Here is a 16,913-nt window from a genome sequence, read left to right on the forward strand (position 1 = left end):
AGAAGTCCTAATAGGCACACAACACACATACACACAAAAAAACACACAGAGTAAAAAGACATTTTGACGGAGGTAAACGCAATGAATGCAATCGCGATGAATGGATTATCATTTAACTTCTATCGTGAACTGGCCATGACACTAGTATGGTACATAGGCTCTCTCTCGTTGATGTTATCGCTATTTGTTTTCGTTATCAGGCCAAAAATCGCAATACCTGAGATGGAAAAAGCTGATTTTCGTACGCAAATTGAAATTGCGAAGTTTATTCACACTAGAAAGTCCCAAGTTGCGTTTGGGAATGAAAAAAATTGGAAGTACCTACGCAAACAGGTATTTCGCATCCAAGGAAAGAAATGCTTAAAGTGCGGTATTGAACACGAAAATATGCATATCGACCACATTAAACCAAAGTCGATTCATCCTCACTTAGAGTTTATGATCGACAACTTACAAGTGCTTTGCCCAACTTGTAATAAAGAAAAGTCTAACAAAGAAGAGACTGACTACAGAAAAAGTCATCACTTAATGGCACTAGTAAACACAATTAAAGAGAATAAGCTTTTAAGAGAACGCTATACGTATGACTTTGAAAAACTAACTAGAATCACAAAAGAAAAAATGAAGTTTGAACTTGCCGCATAACCTAAATCAAAGGAGGGCCATTCAAGGTCCTCCTACTTAATCTAACAGGAGGAAGATAAATTAATGAAAAGAACAATCCCTATGAGAATTTTAAACAAAAGACAAATGATTATCCCCATCGAACTCTACACAATAAAAAGCATCAGAAGAAATAGTGTCTCTCTCTATGATATCTTCTACTCCTTAATCGAGAACTTGAGATAATGACGCTTCTTAAGGTTTGCCTAAGTAATGACCCTTAAGTTCCCAAAACCACAGAACAAATATTTATTATTTAAAAAAAGTAACCAAGTATCCGATAATATGAGCAGATTCATTATATAAGAAGGATACCTCAGTGATAGTAAATCTAGATTTAAAGATATTTAAGATAATTTGCATTTGCATTTACCTTATTCCACATAATTCACAGGCGAGAAGTCTCTTAAGCTTTGGTAAAAAAAGTAATATAAAAATTATTAATCGATGCAATAGCGTAGAAGGTAGTCTTGTAAGAGGTTATCAACCAATCGATGAATCATGTATTGTACAGTTTAACTATGAAAAGAGGCTTTCAAATAAATTTAAAGATACACCAAATGAATTAATTAATTTTTACATATTGTATTTCGTACAGTTCAGCAAAATTGATAAACTAAAGAGTCTACTAGATATTAAGAAAGATTTTGTAACGGATCGTTTTACCTTGGCCCTCGCCTCTACCTATGGGAATAAGGAAATCTTAGATTACTTAAAGAATCAAGATAATAGATATAGCGAGTTTGCCTATCGTTTTTTTAAAGGAAACCATGAGCAAAAATATGAAACGACAGTAATTGAAGACTATAGCTTTGATCAGTTGAAGACATTATTCAAAATAAAGTATGGGGATCTAGGTCCTCAAGTATCAAGGTTTGGTGAAAAAATTAATAATAACTTGGTTATGATTGAGCAATACCAAAATGATATTCTTTTTATTATTAGTAATTTTGGTTATCATGAAAAGGCGATATTCTTATTAAAAGAATTTGAATGTAATTGTTCTCTACTTAGTTACAGTACTGATTTCTTATCCATTTTAAAGTCAAACAAGGTAGACTTAGCTTTTAAAGAAAATAAGAACTCACCGACATTGATAAGTTTTATCATTGGTGAAAACTTAAGAATGGCAAGAGAGCTCCTAGGTGAAGATTATAGTTCTATAATCTACGAGATTGACTACACGGGAAGCTCTATTCTCGAAAGGAAGATTTTAAACCACACACCTTTAGAGATACTCAAAAAGGCAATTAATAAATCATCTTTCAAATTTGCAAATATCATCGTAAACAAAAAAGGTCTCAAAGTAGTCGACCTATTATGGAAGACAGGCAGAGTTCATGATGTCTATCGTTTAACAGACGGTGAATATGAAATCACCGACAGCAACGTTCAAATGAATAAAGAACAGGCACTAAAAGTAATTAAAGATATAAGATATAGAAAATTATTTAAACAAGATGACTTCAGTAGAGAGAATTTACAATCGACATTTACCCGTATAAGTTTCTACAATTATATTTTCTATATCTTTGATAATAATCATGAGCAAAGGATGCGACTAAAGTTCTATGATGAACTAAGGACACAATTTAATAAATATCATAAAAGGTTTTACTCTTATATTGAAAAAAGTGATTTCCATCAAATTAAAAAAGGGCGTCTTGAGAGAATCCCATTAAAAGCCGTTAATTTTGCTAAAGTAAATAACCGAAGTATTATCGAGGACCGAAACTTATTCAACCACCTCAAGAATGTTCAATTTAAGTATGATGAGAGTAAAATTATTCAAAGCAATATTTCTCCTAGAAAGTTTGCCTGCATAAGTCTTGATTATGAACTATATGGTGTATTTGACAGTTATATTATAGAACATGCGCCTCAGCCAGAACCACCTCCTTGGGGTGAAGAATCAACAACTATAGACGCAAGACTTGACTACTATGCCTACACGACATTAGATGAATCCATAGAAAGTCCAGATAAAAAGTGTGATGCAGTTTTAGAAATGAGCGAAAACGTTTTTAAATATCCATTTGACAGCTACGAATTCTCTATCGATTGGCGATCGGTTCTACCAGAAAATAACGAAGAACACGAGTTTCTTGCTAAAAATGGAATAAGTGTAATTAATCAACTCAATGATAAGTATAGCCTAGTGACAGATTATATAAACTATTATGTAAGTGATTCAGAGGGAAACCTACTTAAAATTGCAAATTTCGAATGTGATAACAGTTCTTATGATGGAGAATTCTACTGTAGTACTCCTTCTATCGCATTCATAGGAGACCTAAATGGAGATGGTACTGTGGATGTTATAATGAAAGACGGTAAAATGTCACAAATGACAGTTGTGACTCTAGAGTTCTATATTTCACAAAAAGATGGATCATATAAATTTCATTATATTTCATGGCCAACTTGCTAGATAATATGACTAACAAAATTCCAAACATGCCTTTTCGTTGAATTTGCCTAAAGTGAAAGTACCTGGAACGATTTTTTAAATCTAATTGAGAATTTAAGATAAACAAAGGGAGCTAAGCTCCCTATCACTATTTTAATCAAGATAATAAACATCACTTATATTAAGAATTAAAGCATCGTCATTGTCAGTGTTAATAATTGTTTCTTGTGTCCCAAGCTTTGGCGCTCTATCGTAGTAATAGAACTCAAGCATGCCTGCGCCAAGAACTTTATATTCTTTTCCCATTTTTTTTAGCAAAGTTGAAACTAAACCATTAGCTCCACTTAAGTAATACTTAGAGTAAGCAACATTCTTTTGGTAACTATAACCAATCACGCCATTTACACCTTTAATAAGAAAGACTTCAGAACTCTTTGTGTTTTCACATTTAAAAACATTAACTGCAGACTCCCATTGAAGAACCTGTCTTACTTCACAATTTATATCGGCGATATACTCTCCTGTCATCATGCTTTGAAGAGTGAAATTAAGTTGAAATCGAGCAACTGATTCTGCAAAAGTAAAAGATGTAAGCATCATCAGAAATAGTGCAAAGATTATTTTTTTCATATCGTATCCCCTTATATTTGTTTTAAATCAAATTATGTGAGGATAAACAAATTGGATAGAACCCTTGGGTATGACAGATGAAAAACTATCTGTGATTTTGGAATATTATTTACAAAATCAGACACTTCTATGAAATATCAGTCATTTATATCGTCATCGCCAGGGTTTATAAGGTTAAAATTTAGAATAAGAGGAATAAGGTCTTCATCCTTATCTTCCATGACAATCTTTTTAAAGTCTTCAAAAAAGCGTAAGTAAAGGCCAATAATATCTTTTCGAGCACTTTGACTAGCTGTAAAAACCATCGAGCCATAGGCGTCTAATTCAGTTTTATCACTCATATTTGAAATGGCCTTCTCTAGCCAAAATTTACGAGTATTAAGCATCTGATCCCTAGATCCGCGATCACTTACACGAATGCTTCCTGATTGATAGAGGCCATTTTTCATCTCAATTAATTCATTGGCCTCACAAAGACTAAGTATCTCGTTTACTTCTTTAAGAGGAATACCAGATGCTTTTGAAATAAAACTATCTTGATGAAAAGAAAGCTTCTTATAAGCATTAAGATCAAGACATATAAGGACTAAGCCTATATTTGGATTACTAAAATAATGTTTTGTAATCTCAATACGCTTATTATTGCTTTCGTCTAAAAGTGGTATTGAATTATTAGCGGCTAAGTCATAGACCAAGGCCATTGACTCCATATCATCAAAACCAAAAATAATTTGTAGAAAATTATTTAAGCTAAGGTTTGTTTCTCCATTTTTTAATCGACGAAGCTTTGATGTTGTTAACCCACAAGACATAGACACGTCATTTAAACTCTTATTACTAAAGAGAAAAGAAAGTAATTCTTTAACCTCATGAACTTCACCCTGAAAGCGTAAATATGAAACGAAGATAAACTTCATATCAATTCTAAAAACGTCACAGAATTTTAAAAAGTCCTCCCATGAAGCCTTTGCATGTCCCTTCTCCCATCGATGAACGATATTTGAAGTAGATCCAAGCCTTTGATTAACCCATTCCTGACTTTTATCTGCACGAATAGAGCGGATTAATTGCTGGGCAAGCAAATCATAATCAAGTTCTTTAGCTAAACCCATTAGACCTCTACCTTGTATGTGGGGTAGATATCCTCGTAAGAGTGAACTCCATGATTACTGTCACGCTTAAAGATATCTTTTCGTTTTAGACCTGTAACACAATCATAGCCAGCTGCTGCAACAATTTCTCTTACGGCCTCTAGTGTTGCATGATGAAAGTTAGCGACACGCTTGGCCTTTTGTTCAACATTAATTCCTTTTACTAGATCTGGATTTTGAGTAGTAATACCAACAGGACATTTATTTGAATTACAAGTTAATGCCTGTATACAACCAATTGCAAGCATCATTGAACGTGCCCCATAACATGCATCGGCACCTAAAGCGATGGCCTTGACAATATCAAAGCCAGTAAATAATTTACCCGCTGCTATTATTTTAATTTCATCTTTTAGGCCATACTCCTTTAAGATATTATAAGAATTAGTTAGTCCTTCCACTAGAGGTGTTCCAATAGAATCTGAAAACTCAAGTGGTGCTGCACCAGTTCCACCTTCAGCGCCATCAATTGCAATATAGTCCGGATAATTATCAAGTTCTTTAAATGTCTTTACCATATCAACGAACTCACTTCGTTTTCCAAAACACATTTTTATTCCAACGGGCTTTCCTCCACTCAACTTTCTTAAGCGCTCAATGAACTCAACCATCTCTTTTGCGTTGCTAAACTCTTTATGGGAAGGTGGAGAGTCAACTTCTGTTCCAACTTTTACACCACGAATCTTTGCAATTTCAGCAGTATTCTTCTTTGCTGGTAAAATCCCACCATGGCCAGGCTTGGCCCCTTGAGAGAGTTTCAACTCAATCATTTTAACTTGTTCCAAGGTTGCCTTATTTTTATAATTTTCTTCACTAAAATGGCCGTCTTCGTTTCTGGCACCAAAATAACCAGTCCCAATTTGCCATATTAAATCACCGCCACCACTTTGATGGTAATCACTAATTCCACCTTCACCAGTATTATGGGCAAAATTATTAAGCTTAGCACCACGATTTAATGCTTCAACAGCACGTGAACTCAAAGACCCAAAGCTCATGGCCGAAATATTAAAAATTGATAAACTATAAGGCTTAGTACAATGCTTACTTCCTACTTCAACACGTAGGTCTTTTTGAACTTCACTAAATTCTTTAGGATACATTGAATGATTTATCCACTCATAACCAGTTTGATAAACATTCTTCTGAGTTCCAAATGGTTTAGTACTTAGAGCAAGCTTGGCCCTTTGATAAATAACATTACGAATTGTTCTTGGAATCGGCGTTCCATCTTCATCTGATTCAATAAAGTATTGATAGATCTTAGGTCTTAGATCTTCCATTACATAACGAAACCTTCCAACAACAGGATAGTTACTTTTTAGTGTATGTTCACTTTGAAATAGATCATAAAAACCTAGAAGGTATATTGGAACTAATACTAAGTATTGATAATAGAAGAATTCATTAAAGAACTCTCCCGCAAAAACTGTTGCTATATTTGTAACAAAAAAGAACCACCAAAATAATTTTCTAGGGCTAATACCGCGACCTAAGTAAGCCATTTTTGACCTCTACATTTACTATAAGAAATAGTTTTTATTTTATATTTACATATTATAGCTAACTTATCGTCAACATTTACATTAGTTTTACAATGAATCTGTTTGCCTCTTGTTAAAATAAATTAAGAAGAAGTACCACACGCAAATCAAGGATAACGCCAATGTGCACGAAAACTTATTCATTTAAGAACTTAAACAAAACAAATACAATCTTTCTCCTATTGACGCCTATTGTAGCTATTGCAGGAACTATTGCATGGCTTAAAGTTGACGGTTTTGATTGGAGAATCATGGCCCTTTCTTTGGCCTTTTATATTGCAACAGGACTAGGTATTACAGCAGGCTATCATAGACTCTTTGCCCACAGATCTTATCAAGCAAGTTGGCCAGTTAGGCTTCTCTTATTGATTTTTGGTGCAGCTGCTGTACAAAACTCGGCCTTAAAGTGGTGTAATGATCACCGAGTTCATCACGGAAAGGTAGATACAGACCATGATCCATATAATATCAATGAAGGCTTTTTCTACGCTCATATGGGCTGGATTCTTCTCTTAGAAGATGCCGATGAATACAAATTCTCAAAAGACTTATTAAAAGACCCAATGGTTATGTTTCAACATAAGTTCTATTTGGCATTTGTTATTATCTTTAGCTTTCTCTTACCGGCCTTTCTTGGTCATCTAATTGCAGGCTCTTGGCTTGGAGGACTATTTGTTGCTGGTGTTGCAAGAATCGTCTTTGTTCACCACTGCACATTCTTTATTAATTCACTATGCCATGTTGTAGGAACTAGGCCATATGATAAGAAGCAAACGGCACGTGATAGTTGGATCATGGCGCTTTTCACATATGGTGAAGGATATCATAATTTCCACCACACTTTTCAAGCTGATTATCGCAACGGTATTAAATGGTACCACTTTGATCCAACAAAATGGTTAATTCGTGGCCTAAACTTCCTTGGCCTAACTTGGAACTTAAAACGCACAAAAGCAGAACTTATCAAATCGCGCCTTCAAGCGCAGTAATACCTGATACGCGTTATGATTATGAAGATCATAGCGCGTATATTTTTCCCTCTTCTTACCCGATATAAAACAACTTAACATAGAAATATGTTCAGTCTTAAGCAGGTCGATCCTGGCCACAACTTTGATCTTGATGAAGAGTTTTTTGAAAACTTCACTTCATCACATACAAGAAAATCATATTTAAACGATATTAATCAATTCCTATGCTGGATAAGTGATTATTTCAAAATTGAAAACTTTGAAAGTATTGAGAGAATCCATGTCATTAAATATCGAAATTACTTATCAGAATTTGGCGGCCATAATCAGAATCCTTCAACTCCTAAGACGATCAATCGAAAGCTAGCAAGTCTAAGTGTTTTTTTTAAATACCTCGTTGAAAAAAATTCAATTAAAGCAAATCCAGTTTCAAGTGTCAGAAGACCACGTAGTGAAGTAAAGTCCCCTACAAATGCCCTTACAAAAGATCAGGTATTAGAACTCTTTGCTCTTATGGGTCAAAATAAGAATTCCAAATATCTTCATGTTGCTCTATTTGTCACTTTCTTTACAACAGGACTTAGAAAGAGCGAGGTCTTAAATCTCAAGTTTAAAGACTATCAAACTCAAGGAGACAATAAGGTCCTTCAATACCGCGCAAAGGGTGGAAAGCTTGGAAAGAAGGTCTTAAACCCTTTAGCAATAAAGGCCATCGAAGAGTATATTGATTGGATGAATGAGTGTGAGAGAGAAACGGGAGATAACGACTGGCTCTTTCAACCAACACGAAATCCAAGTAATCCAGAATTTCTTAATAAACCACTCCATCCAAGTACTATTAATGAGCTTCTTGATCGTTATGCAAAACAAGCAGGGATTGGTGTAAAGATTACTCCCCACTCAGCAAGAGCAACATTCATTGGTGAACTCCTAGAAATTGGTGTCGATATTTACACAATAGCAATTGAAGTTGGACACGCTTCTGTGAAAACAACTGGTGAATACGATAAGAGAAGAAATAAGATCAAAGAAGCACCGACTTTAAAACTTAATTGGGATTAAATTTGTAATTTTAATTACAACGCACTCCAATGTTCGTATATTTTCACAAGATGTAGTAGTGTCAAAAATCCTACGGCCACAAGATATAGTATAAGCACATAGCGTTAACACGCCCCCTCACCTCTAAAAATTAGATGACAGACTTTTTTAGACACGATTTTTTTTCTGTAAAAAGAACTTGCAAAATCTCGTCAAGCCCATATTTAATGGGTATCAAAAGCTATACAATAGTGATCAAGAATAAAAATTAGAGGCGCAAAAAGCATATGTCAAAATCTTGGCCCATTGTATATTGATAAGAAGTACTCCATCGGCCTAAACTAGAATAGAACATACAGCACGATCTTATTAAATTAATTTTAAAAGATTTGATATTTTTTACTAATTTTTAAGTTACATGTAAGACGCACACACAAGATTTTAATGCCTCGCACATCAGCATTACTGTCCGTGTTTTTTACAAAGTTAAGGAGGAACTTGTGACTTCACCAATTCTAGCAGAAAACGATGACAGATTTGTTCTTTTTCCAATTGAGTACAATTCAATTTGGGAAATGTACAAGAGACACATGGCAGTATTTTGGACTGCTGAAGAAATTGACTTAGAACAGGACCTTGCGGACTGGGAAAAGTTAAATGACAATGAGAGGCACTTTATTACTCACGTGCTTGCATTCTTTGCAGCAAGTGATGGTATCGTTAATGAAAACCTTGCGGTTCGTTTTTACAACGACGTACAAAACCCAGAAGCGAGATGTTTCTACGGTTTCCAAATCGCAATGGAAAACATTCACTCAGAAACTTACTCACTACTAATTGATACGTATGTTAAAGACGCTAAAGAAAAAGATCGTCTTTTCCACGCCGTTGATCACTTTGAGCCAGTAAAGAAAAAAGCAGACTGGGCCATGAAGTGGTTACGTGCAAAGAATACATTCGCAGAAAGACTTGTCGCTTTTGCAGCTATTGAAGGTATCTTCTTCTCTGGATCATTCTGTTCAATTTTCTGGTTAAAGAAAAGAGGACTTATGCCAGGTCTATGTACTTCTAATGAGTTTATTTCTCGCGATGAAGGACTTCACTGTGAATTCGCTGTTCTTCTACACTCTTTACTAGACAAAGATGAGCAGTGTTCAAAAGAGACAATTAAATCGATCATTACTGAAGCAGTAGAAATTGAAAAAGAATTTATCTCTGAAGCAATTCCTGTTTCTCTAATCGGTATGAACCAAGACCTTATGAAGCAATATATTGAATTCGTAGCAGACTTCTGGATGCAACAATTTGGTCTAGAAAGTCATTACGGATCAGATAATCCATTTGATTGGATGGAGCTAATCTCTCTAGAAGGGAAAACAAACTTCTTTGAAAAGAGAGTATCTGAATACCAAAGACCGGGTATCTTATCAGAAAAGTCTGATAACACTTTCACTTTAGACGCGGAGTTTTAAGAAATGTACGTACAAACAAGAAGTGGCGAAAGAGAGCCAATTAAATTTGATAAAATTACAGATAGAATCAATACACTTGCTTTTGGTTTAGAAGATAACGTTGATCCAACAATGATTACGCAAAAAGTAATTGAAGGGATCTACGACGGTATTACAACTTCTGAGCTTGATAATCTTGCAGCTGAAACTGCAGCTTATCTAGCGACTAAGCACCCTGATTACAATATCCTTGCAGGACGTGTTGCAGTTTCAAACCTTCACAAAGAAACAAAAGGTTGTTTCTCTGAGAATGTTAAGGAAATGTATCACTATGTAAATAAAGCAACTGGTGAGCACGCACCACTAGTTTCAAAAGAATTATATGAAACAGTAATGGAGAATGCTGAACTTCTAGATAAAACTCTAGTTGATAAGCGTGACTTCAATTACGACTACTTTGGTTTTAAAACGCTTGAAAGATCTTACCTTCTAAAAATGGATGGGAAGATTGTTGAAAGACCAGGTCAAATGCTTCTTAGAGTTTCTGTTGGTATGCACATGAATGACATGGAAGCTGCTATTGAAACATACAACCTAATGAGTCAGAAGTTCTTTACACACGCAACTCCTACTCTATTTAACTCGGGAACAAATAAGCCACAAATGTCTTCTTGTTTCCTACTTACGATGAAAGATGATTCGATTGATGGTATCTACGATACTCTTAAGCAAACTGCACTTATTTCTCAGTCTGCTGGAGGTATTGGACTTTCAATCCACAATATCCGCGCAAAAGGTTCATTCATCAAAGGAACTAATGGTACGTCGAACGGAATCGTTCCAATGCTAAAAGTTTTCAATGATACAGCTCGCTACGTTGATCAAGGTGGAGGGAAGCGTAAAGGTTCATTTGCAATCTATCTTGAGCCATGGCACGCAGATATCTTTGAATTCCTAGAAATGAAAAAGAATACAGGTAAAGATGAGCAAAGAGCGCGTGACCTTTTCTACGCACTTTGGACTCCTGACTTATTCATGAAAAGAGTTGAAGAAGATGGACAGTGGTCACTATTTTGCCCACACGAATGTCCAGGCTTAGCTGATTGCTATGGTGCTGAGTTTGAAGCGCTATACACTAAATACGAAAAAGCAGGTAAGGCCAAGAAAACAATCAGAGCACAAGACCTATGGTTTGCTGTTCTTGAGTCTCAAACTGAAACTGGTTCTCCTTATATGCTATACAAAGATGCAGCTAACGAGAAATCAAATCAGAAGAACCTTGGAACAATCAAGTCTTCTAACCTTTGTACAGAAATCCTTGAGTACACAGCTCCAGATGAAGTAGCTGTTTGTAACCTTGCTTCAGTTGCTCTTAACAAATTTGTAAAGATCGACGACCAAGGTAAAGCAACTTACGATCACGACCACCTATATAAAGTTGTTTATCGTATGACAAAGAATCTTAACAGAGTAATTGATGTAAACTACTACCCTGTTGAAGAAGCTAAGAACTCAAATATGAGACACCGTCCAATCGGCCTAGGTGTACAAGGTCTCCAAGATACTTTCTTTATGATGAGACTTCCATTTGAGTCTGAAGAAGCACTTAAGCTTAATAACGATATTTTTGAAACAATCTACTTTGCAGCTGTTACAGCTTCAAAAGATACAGCAAAAATTGATGGGCCTTACTCAACATATGAAGGTTCTCCAATGTCACAAGGACAATTCCAATTTGATATGTGGGGACACTCAGCACACTCAGGCCGTTGGGACTGGGATGCACTGAAGAAAGAAGTAAAAGAGCACGGAGTAAGAAACTCACTACTAGTAGCTCCAATGCCAACTGCTTCAACTTCTCAAATCTTAGGAAATAACGAGTGTTTTGAGCCAATTACTTCAAATATCTATGTAAGACGTGTTCTTTCTGGTGAATTTGCAGTTGTTAACAAGTACCTTGTTCGTGATCTAATCGATCTTGGACTTTGGGATGATACAATGAGAAATGAGATCATTGCTAACAATGGTTCAATTCAATCAATTGAAAGAATTCCAGAAGCAACAAAAGAGCTCTACAAAACAGTATGGGAAGTTAAGCAAAAAGCAGTTATCGATATGTCTGCGGGACGTGGGCCATATATTGACCAAGGTCAATCACTGAATATCCACATGGAAAACCCTAACTTCGGTAAGCTTTCTTCAATGCACTTCTATGCTTGGAAAAAAGGTCTTAAGACAGGTATGTACTACCTTCGTTCACGTGCTGCAGTTAACGCTGTTCAGTTCACAGTTAAGAACGAAACAAAGAAAACTCCTGAGCAATTAGAGCAAGAAGCAGCAGCAATGGTTTGTTCAATTGAGAACCCAGAAGACTGCGAGATGTGCGGAAGCTAGATTGCATATTTAAATTTCTAATTTAATTTGGTTTGTCACTAAATTAAACTGCTAGAATACGGGGGGCCAAGGGATTTGGCCCCCTATTCATTTTAAGATATAGGAACTTTTAATGCCTGATCAAAGAGATATCAAAAAAAATCAAATTGAAGATAACACAGGTTTTTGGCAAGAAGGCTGGGACAAAGGCTTTACTGGTTTTCATCAATCAGAATTCAACCCTGTGATGGAAAACTACTTTAACGAAAAAGATATAAGTGGAAAGAATATTCTAGTTCCCCTTTGTGGTAAGAGTTTAGATATGCTCTACCTTGCAAATAAAGGAGCGAATGTAATTGGTGTTGAAGTCGTTAAAGAGCCGGTAGAGGACTTCTTTCGTGAAAATGAAATTCCTAATATGACTCAAGAAGATGGAATATACCGCTGCCAATTGGATAAGGGAAGTATCACTATTTATAATAAGGACTTCTTTGCATTAGAGAATCTAGGGAATATTGACTATCTCTATGACAGAGCTTCAAATATTGCACTTCCACCTTCTATGAGAAAAGAGAAGTACTACCCAACAATAAAACGATTAATTAATAATGAAACAAAAATACTCCTACTAACGATGGATCATAATGGGCCACAAGACTTCGGTCCTCCATTTGCGATTAAAAAATCTGAAACAACAGAATTTTATCCAGATATAAATCTTGATAGAGAATTAAGTGTAAAGGCAATGGATCGTTTCCAAGAAGCAGGAATAAAGAAAATCAAAAGACTAATCTGGACCAATTAAATAATTGGCCCAGATTAAATACTAGTCGTCGTAACGAGCAATTTCTTTCAAGCAATCTAGTTCATCATAACCGAAGTCATTTCCAAATGTTTCTAAACATTCATCAAGACGAACTAAAAGTTCAACAGACATTTCATCTCTCTCCTGATCAGTAACAACACCATCAGCTGCGATTTGACCTGCTTCTTCGTACTCATTTTGAGTAAGCGCGTCTACAGTAGCCTCTGTAGTAATATAAAATGGTGCAATTGTAAGAACAGTAAGGGCCTCACTGTCACTCATACCTTCTGCCTGTGAATTAAAACTTAGTAGTGCGAATGTAAGTAATAATAATTTCTTCATAGAATCTCCTTTTTAGTTAAATTATCTAAAGTCTTTTCTTGCTTTATTTATATTTATTGCCATATTTGAAATCATTATGATTTCATGGTGAAAGTGTTGTTGATAAAATTGATTCATCTGAGTTGTCACATTACTCTTAACAGGACTAAGTCCCATTCGAATTCTTTTACTATTACTTCTTAGCCAGTCTTTATAGCGCATGGCCAATTTCTCAAAATCTTCTTGTAAATCATCATTGTCAGAATTAAGTGCAAAATTAGTAAGTTCTTGCTGTGCCTTATTTAAGGCCATTTTTTCAAGAAATACATAAGCAACCTTTGTTGAAAGCATATTATCTTTTGATAATATTAAAGCTCTGTTAAATCTAATCTCTACTGCTGTTGAATAATACTCATCAAAAGACTCATAGCCGAGATATTTTAAATGGCCACCCACAACTTTCGATTTTTCAACAAAACGTCTTGTTGCCTCTTCATCTGCAATTGAATCATCTACAAGGTCTTTTAAGAGGCCTTTTGGTGTCAGCGGCCTACTTCTAAGTTTATTTTTATCAATAGTTGCTCTTAATAATTTATAAGATTCAGTTGCGCAATTTGCAGAAAAGAATTTGTAACTTCCCATATCTTTTTGTTCATATAGTCTTAAAGAATGGGAAATAAATCGATGAATATCTCTCTTTGTTAGGTTTAAATCATATTGATCCAGATCTCTAAACTCATCGTAATTATATTTTTGCTTAACTTGCGTTAGTGTCATTAAATTAAGCTTTGTATCGTATCCGCCAAAAATTCCCTTTAAAAGGCCAGGTGCTAGATCATCAACATCAGCAGCAACACCAAGGATAAACTCCGTTTGATATTTGAGTGGGCAATTATCAATATTTTTCTTACAGGCACGTACATAGAACATACTGTGGCCAAAGCGGCTCATGGCACTTTCACCATTAGAGGCCATAAGATATGAGATCTTTAAAACTCTGTTTTTATAAAAACTAATTTCTTTATAACCAGTAGCAACTGAAATGAAAGTAGAAAAATGATTATCACATACCTGTGATTCAAATGCTCTCTCACCTGTAATATCAACAAAGAATTCATAGGCAGCTAAGTTGTTACATTTGAAGTTATTATTTTGATAAAATTCACTGACAAAAGAATTGAACTCTTCTTTAGGACTATCATACTTATTATTTTCTCTTAAAGAGCGATAGAAAACTTGTCTTCTTAGATCACCATTTACACGCACCATACGAGCATATCGCTTCCAATTGGTAAGTGCTAAGAACTGATCTCTCTCATTGCGATCTAAGTGCCTAAAAGCAATATCGGCCCCTATAGTGAGCTGTGACACTAAAAAAAGACACATAAATATTCGCACAGAGGTAATAAATTGCATGGAGTAGTTTTATAATGAAAACGAAAAGAATTGTTTAAAAGAGAAATAATGATAAAGGGTGTTCATTTAGTAGACATAAGAGAAGACGTTATAAGTAACTGTAAATATGAAGAAGGCATCCTTCATATAGTAGAAAGAAGCCTTCTTATATTACTTAAAGAGCATATGGATTAACGATCTTATAAACACACTCTTTTGTCGATAATTCATAGTTATCTTCAAGGCACTCATCAATTTCAAAACGAAGCTTGTCACTAACACTCTCCAGTTCTTGCTCTGTGATAACACCATCACGAACAATCTCAAGTGCTTCTTTATAATAGTCATTATATAAAAGCTCAATTGGTAGATTATTAAAGGCAAAACTTGAAGTATTCACTATTAGAATAAGTGATATCCATATTTTCATCATACTCCCCCCCAGGATAAAAGATAAAAAGACAAAAAGATTTTTTAGTCTTTATACATGAAGAGAAATTTATTTAAGGATTTTTGAAAAAAAGAAAGGCCGTCAAATAAACTGACGGCCATTATTAACTAGCGTTTGCGCTTGCTTGTACAAAACTATAATAGAAAACAGCATTTGGATCATTTGAAACTTTCCTAAGCTCAACTCGCATAAGATCAACCGTTTCTTGATCAACTCTTCCCTCTTTTACAAGTTGAGGTGCAGCCGACAAGAGCAATTCACACCAATAATCGATAAATTCTTTTCTCTTATCAGGACGTCGATTATCTAAATGCCATGTCTTAGACTCTACTTTTATATTTTGAAAACCTTGTTGCATAAGAAGGTTTCCAAGTTTTGCTCCAATAAATGGATCTCCACCCATATCGTATTGGTAATCATTAAATGCCTGCCAATACTTCCAAGTGTTAGGAGAATAAGGATCAAGTAAGAAACTTGAATTCATAACTTCAGATATATATATTCGACCACCGGGACGAAGAACTCTTCTGGCCTCTGACAAAACTTTTGCGGGCTCAGGCACATGCTCTAAAATCCAACAAAGAAAAGCTCCATCAAATTTGCGGGAACTAAATTGTAAATCCGTTGCATCCATTTGATGAAGATCGAATCGATCTTTTAAGGCCCCATTTAGAGTAGACTCTAAAAATTCCTTAGCAGATGCAAGCTGGTGCTCACTACGATCAACACAAGTAATATGCATATCAGGAAAACGTCTAAGTAGAATCTCCGTTTGCGCACCAACACCACTACCTATTTCAATAAGTTCTTTAACTCGAGAAAGGTTGATATTCTTATAAACTGTTTGCTCTGCAAATCTGGCCTGTGCTCTTAGTCGATCTTGTTCGGCCTTATCAAAGCCGTGAAGATATGGAAATTCACTCTTCTTTTTATCATCTTTAAAATCTGTCATATTTACCTCAATAAGTTTTGCTCATTATAACATGCTTAGACTTTAAGGGGGATTTTTGCTAAGCTTGGCCACATAAGTTCTTTATAACACAGGAAATTACTATGCAATTGATATTAGGATCTTCATCACAATTTCGACAGAATCAGTTAAAACAATTAGGTTTAGACTTTACATGTGTATCCCCTAATATTGATGAAGAGGCCATAAAAAATGATGGTATCTCACCCCTTGAAGTCTCTAGACAGCTTTCACTGCAAAAGGCGCAAGAAGTTTTAAAGAATAATCCAGAAGCGATCATTATTGGTGGAGATCAGGTATTAAACTTCAATGGTGACATATTTAATAAGCCTGAAACAATTGAGAATGCTATCTCTCATCTAAAAAAACTACAAGGTAAGACTCATGAGCTTATAACGAGTATTGCTGTTATCTCAAAGGATAAACAAGTAGTCGAAACAGTTGTCTCTAAAATGACAATGAAAGAGCTAAGTGATGAGCAAATTGAGCGATACGTCGTATCTGATGAGCCATTATGGAGCTGTGGAGCATACAAGCTAGAGACCCAAGGCATAGCACTCTTTGATCAAATTGAATGTCCTGATCATTCATCTATCATAGGACTTCCACTAATTGCTCTGTCTAAAATCCTTCCAGAGTTTGGAATTGATGTCCTCTAAGTACCCAATATAAGTAGAAAACACCATTTCCGACTAAATAACTCCACAAAGATTTCCGATAAGACCTATTGAAATCTT

The 16,913-nt window shown here is 35.2% G+C and carries 15 protein-coding genes; 8 read left to right on the top strand and 7 right to left on the bottom strand.

The annotated features are described in order from the left end of the window. Positions 1 to 81: 81 nt before the first annotated feature. Together VCM44_RS08725 and VCM44_RS08730 are read left to right on the top strand one after the other, a co-directional pair. Positions 82 to 645 carry an HNH endonuclease gene (locus VCM44_RS08725; protein ID WP_115362550.1) on the top strand — a complete coding sequence of 188 codons (564 nt, stop codon included), beginning with the start codon at positions 82 to 84 and terminating at the stop codon, positions 643 to 645. Between the two features lie 337 nt (positions 646 to 982). Continuing rightward, the gene (locus tag VCM44_RS08730; protein ID WP_334678581.1) at positions 983 to 3,094 is read left to right on the top strand and encodes a hypothetical protein; all 2,112 of its coding nucleotides are present in this window, start codon (positions 983 to 985) and stop codon (positions 3,092 to 3,094) included. 132 nt (positions 3,095 to 3,226) lie between these two features. Here the strand turns inward: VCM44_RS08730 and VCM44_RS08735 are convergent, their stop codons facing one another. From VCM44_RS08735 to VCM44_RS08745, 3 genes are all read right to left on the bottom strand, one after another. Then, positions 3,227 to 3,703: a hypothetical protein gene (locus VCM44_RS08735; RefSeq protein ID WP_120404778.1), complete on the bottom strand. Its 477-nt coding sequence runs from the start codon at positions 3,701 to 3,703 to the stop codon at positions 3,227 to 3,229. Between the two features lie 137 nt (positions 3,704 to 3,840). Continuing rightward, complete coding sequence (locus VCM44_RS08740) at positions 3,841 to 4,815, bottom strand: helix-turn-helix domain-containing protein (RefSeq protein WP_334678582.1); 975 nt, start codon at positions 4,813 to 4,815, stop codon at positions 3,841 to 3,843. Then, positions 4,815 to 6,359: an FMN-binding glutamate synthase family protein gene (locus VCM44_RS08745; RefSeq protein ID WP_115362544.1), complete on the bottom strand. Its 1,545-nt coding sequence runs from the start codon at positions 6,357 to 6,359 to the stop codon at positions 4,815 to 4,817. The genes VCM44_RS08740 and VCM44_RS08745 overlap by 1 nt, the downstream gene beginning before the upstream one ends. A 161-nt stretch (positions 6,360 to 6,520) precedes the next feature. On the opposite strand from VCM44_RS08745, the gene VCM44_RS08750 reads away from it, so the two are divergent. The 5 genes from VCM44_RS08750 to VCM44_RS08770 all read left to right on the top strand — a co-directional run bounded on the left by VCM44_RS08750 (position 6,521) and on the right by VCM44_RS08770 (position 13,039). Continuing rightward, complete coding sequence (locus VCM44_RS08750; protein WP_115362542.1) at positions 6,521 to 7,387, top strand: acyl-CoA desaturase; 867 nt, start codon at positions 6,521 to 6,523, stop codon at positions 7,385 to 7,387. Positions 7,388 to 7,474: 87 nt separating this feature from the next. Further along, positions 7,475 to 8,431: a tyrosine-type recombinase/integrase gene (locus tag VCM44_RS08755; protein ID WP_115362540.1), complete on the top strand. Its 957-nt coding sequence runs from the start codon at positions 7,475 to 7,477 to the stop codon at positions 8,429 to 8,431. 479 nt (positions 8,432 to 8,910) lie between these two features. Further along, on the top strand, positions 8,911 to 9,882 hold the full coding sequence (locus VCM44_RS08760) for a ribonucleotide-diphosphate reductase subunit beta (RefSeq protein ID WP_233500267.1): 972 nt from the start codon (positions 8,911 to 8,913) through the stop codon (positions 9,880 to 9,882). Positions 9,883 to 9,885: 3 nt separating this feature from the next. After that, positions 9,886 to 12,255 (top strand): ribonucleoside-diphosphate reductase subunit alpha, encoded by a 2,370-nt coding sequence (locus tag VCM44_RS08765; RefSeq protein ID WP_115362536.1) that lies wholly within the window; start codon positions 9,886 to 9,888, stop codon positions 12,253 to 12,255. A gap of 112 nt (positions 12,256 to 12,367) precedes the next feature. Beyond that, entirely contained in the window at positions 12,368 to 13,039 is a 672-nt protein-coding gene (locus VCM44_RS08770) for a thiopurine S-methyltransferase (protein ID WP_115362534.1), read from the top strand. Positions 13,040 to 13,060: 21 nt separating this feature from the next. On the opposite strand, the gene VCM44_RS08775 is transcribed toward VCM44_RS08770, so the two are convergent. From VCM44_RS08775 to VCM44_RS08790, 4 genes are all read right to left on the bottom strand, one after another. Further along, positions 13,061 to 13,381: a hypothetical protein gene (locus VCM44_RS08775; protein ID WP_334678583.1), complete on the bottom strand. Its 321-nt coding sequence runs from the start codon at positions 13,379 to 13,381 to the stop codon at positions 13,061 to 13,063. Positions 13,382 to 13,402: 21 nt separating this feature from the next. Then, positions 13,403 to 14,731 carry a lipoprotein N-acyltransferase Lnb domain-containing protein gene (locus VCM44_RS08780; protein ID WP_334678584.1) on the bottom strand — a complete coding sequence of 443 codons (1,329 nt, stop codon included), beginning with the start codon at positions 14,729 to 14,731 and terminating at the stop codon, positions 13,403 to 13,405. Between the two features lie 199 nt (positions 14,732 to 14,930). Next, positions 14,931 to 15,188, bottom strand: coding sequence for a hypothetical protein (locus tag VCM44_RS08785; RefSeq protein ID WP_334678585.1), 258 nt, complete (start codon positions 15,186 to 15,188; stop codon positions 14,931 to 14,933). A gap of 121 nt (positions 15,189 to 15,309) precedes the next feature. Beyond that, on the bottom strand, positions 15,310 to 16,158 hold the full coding sequence (locus VCM44_RS08790; protein WP_334678586.1) for a class I SAM-dependent methyltransferase: 849 nt from the start codon (positions 16,156 to 16,158) through the stop codon (positions 15,310 to 15,312). A 101-nt stretch (positions 16,159 to 16,259) separates the two neighbouring features. Between VCM44_RS08790 and VCM44_RS08795 the strand changes: the two genes are divergently transcribed. After that, positions 16,260 to 16,835: a Maf family protein gene (locus tag VCM44_RS08795; protein WP_115362526.1), complete on the top strand. Its 576-nt coding sequence runs from the start codon at positions 16,260 to 16,262 to the stop codon at positions 16,833 to 16,835. Positions 16,836 to 16,913: the final 78 nt, after the last annotated feature.

This window comes from Halobacteriovorax sp. DPLXC-1, from assembly GCF_036903125.1.
Lineage (GTDB): Bacteria > Bdellovibrionota > Bacteriovoracia > Bacteriovoracales > Bacteriovoracaceae > Halobacteriovorax_A > Halobacteriovorax_A vibrionivorans.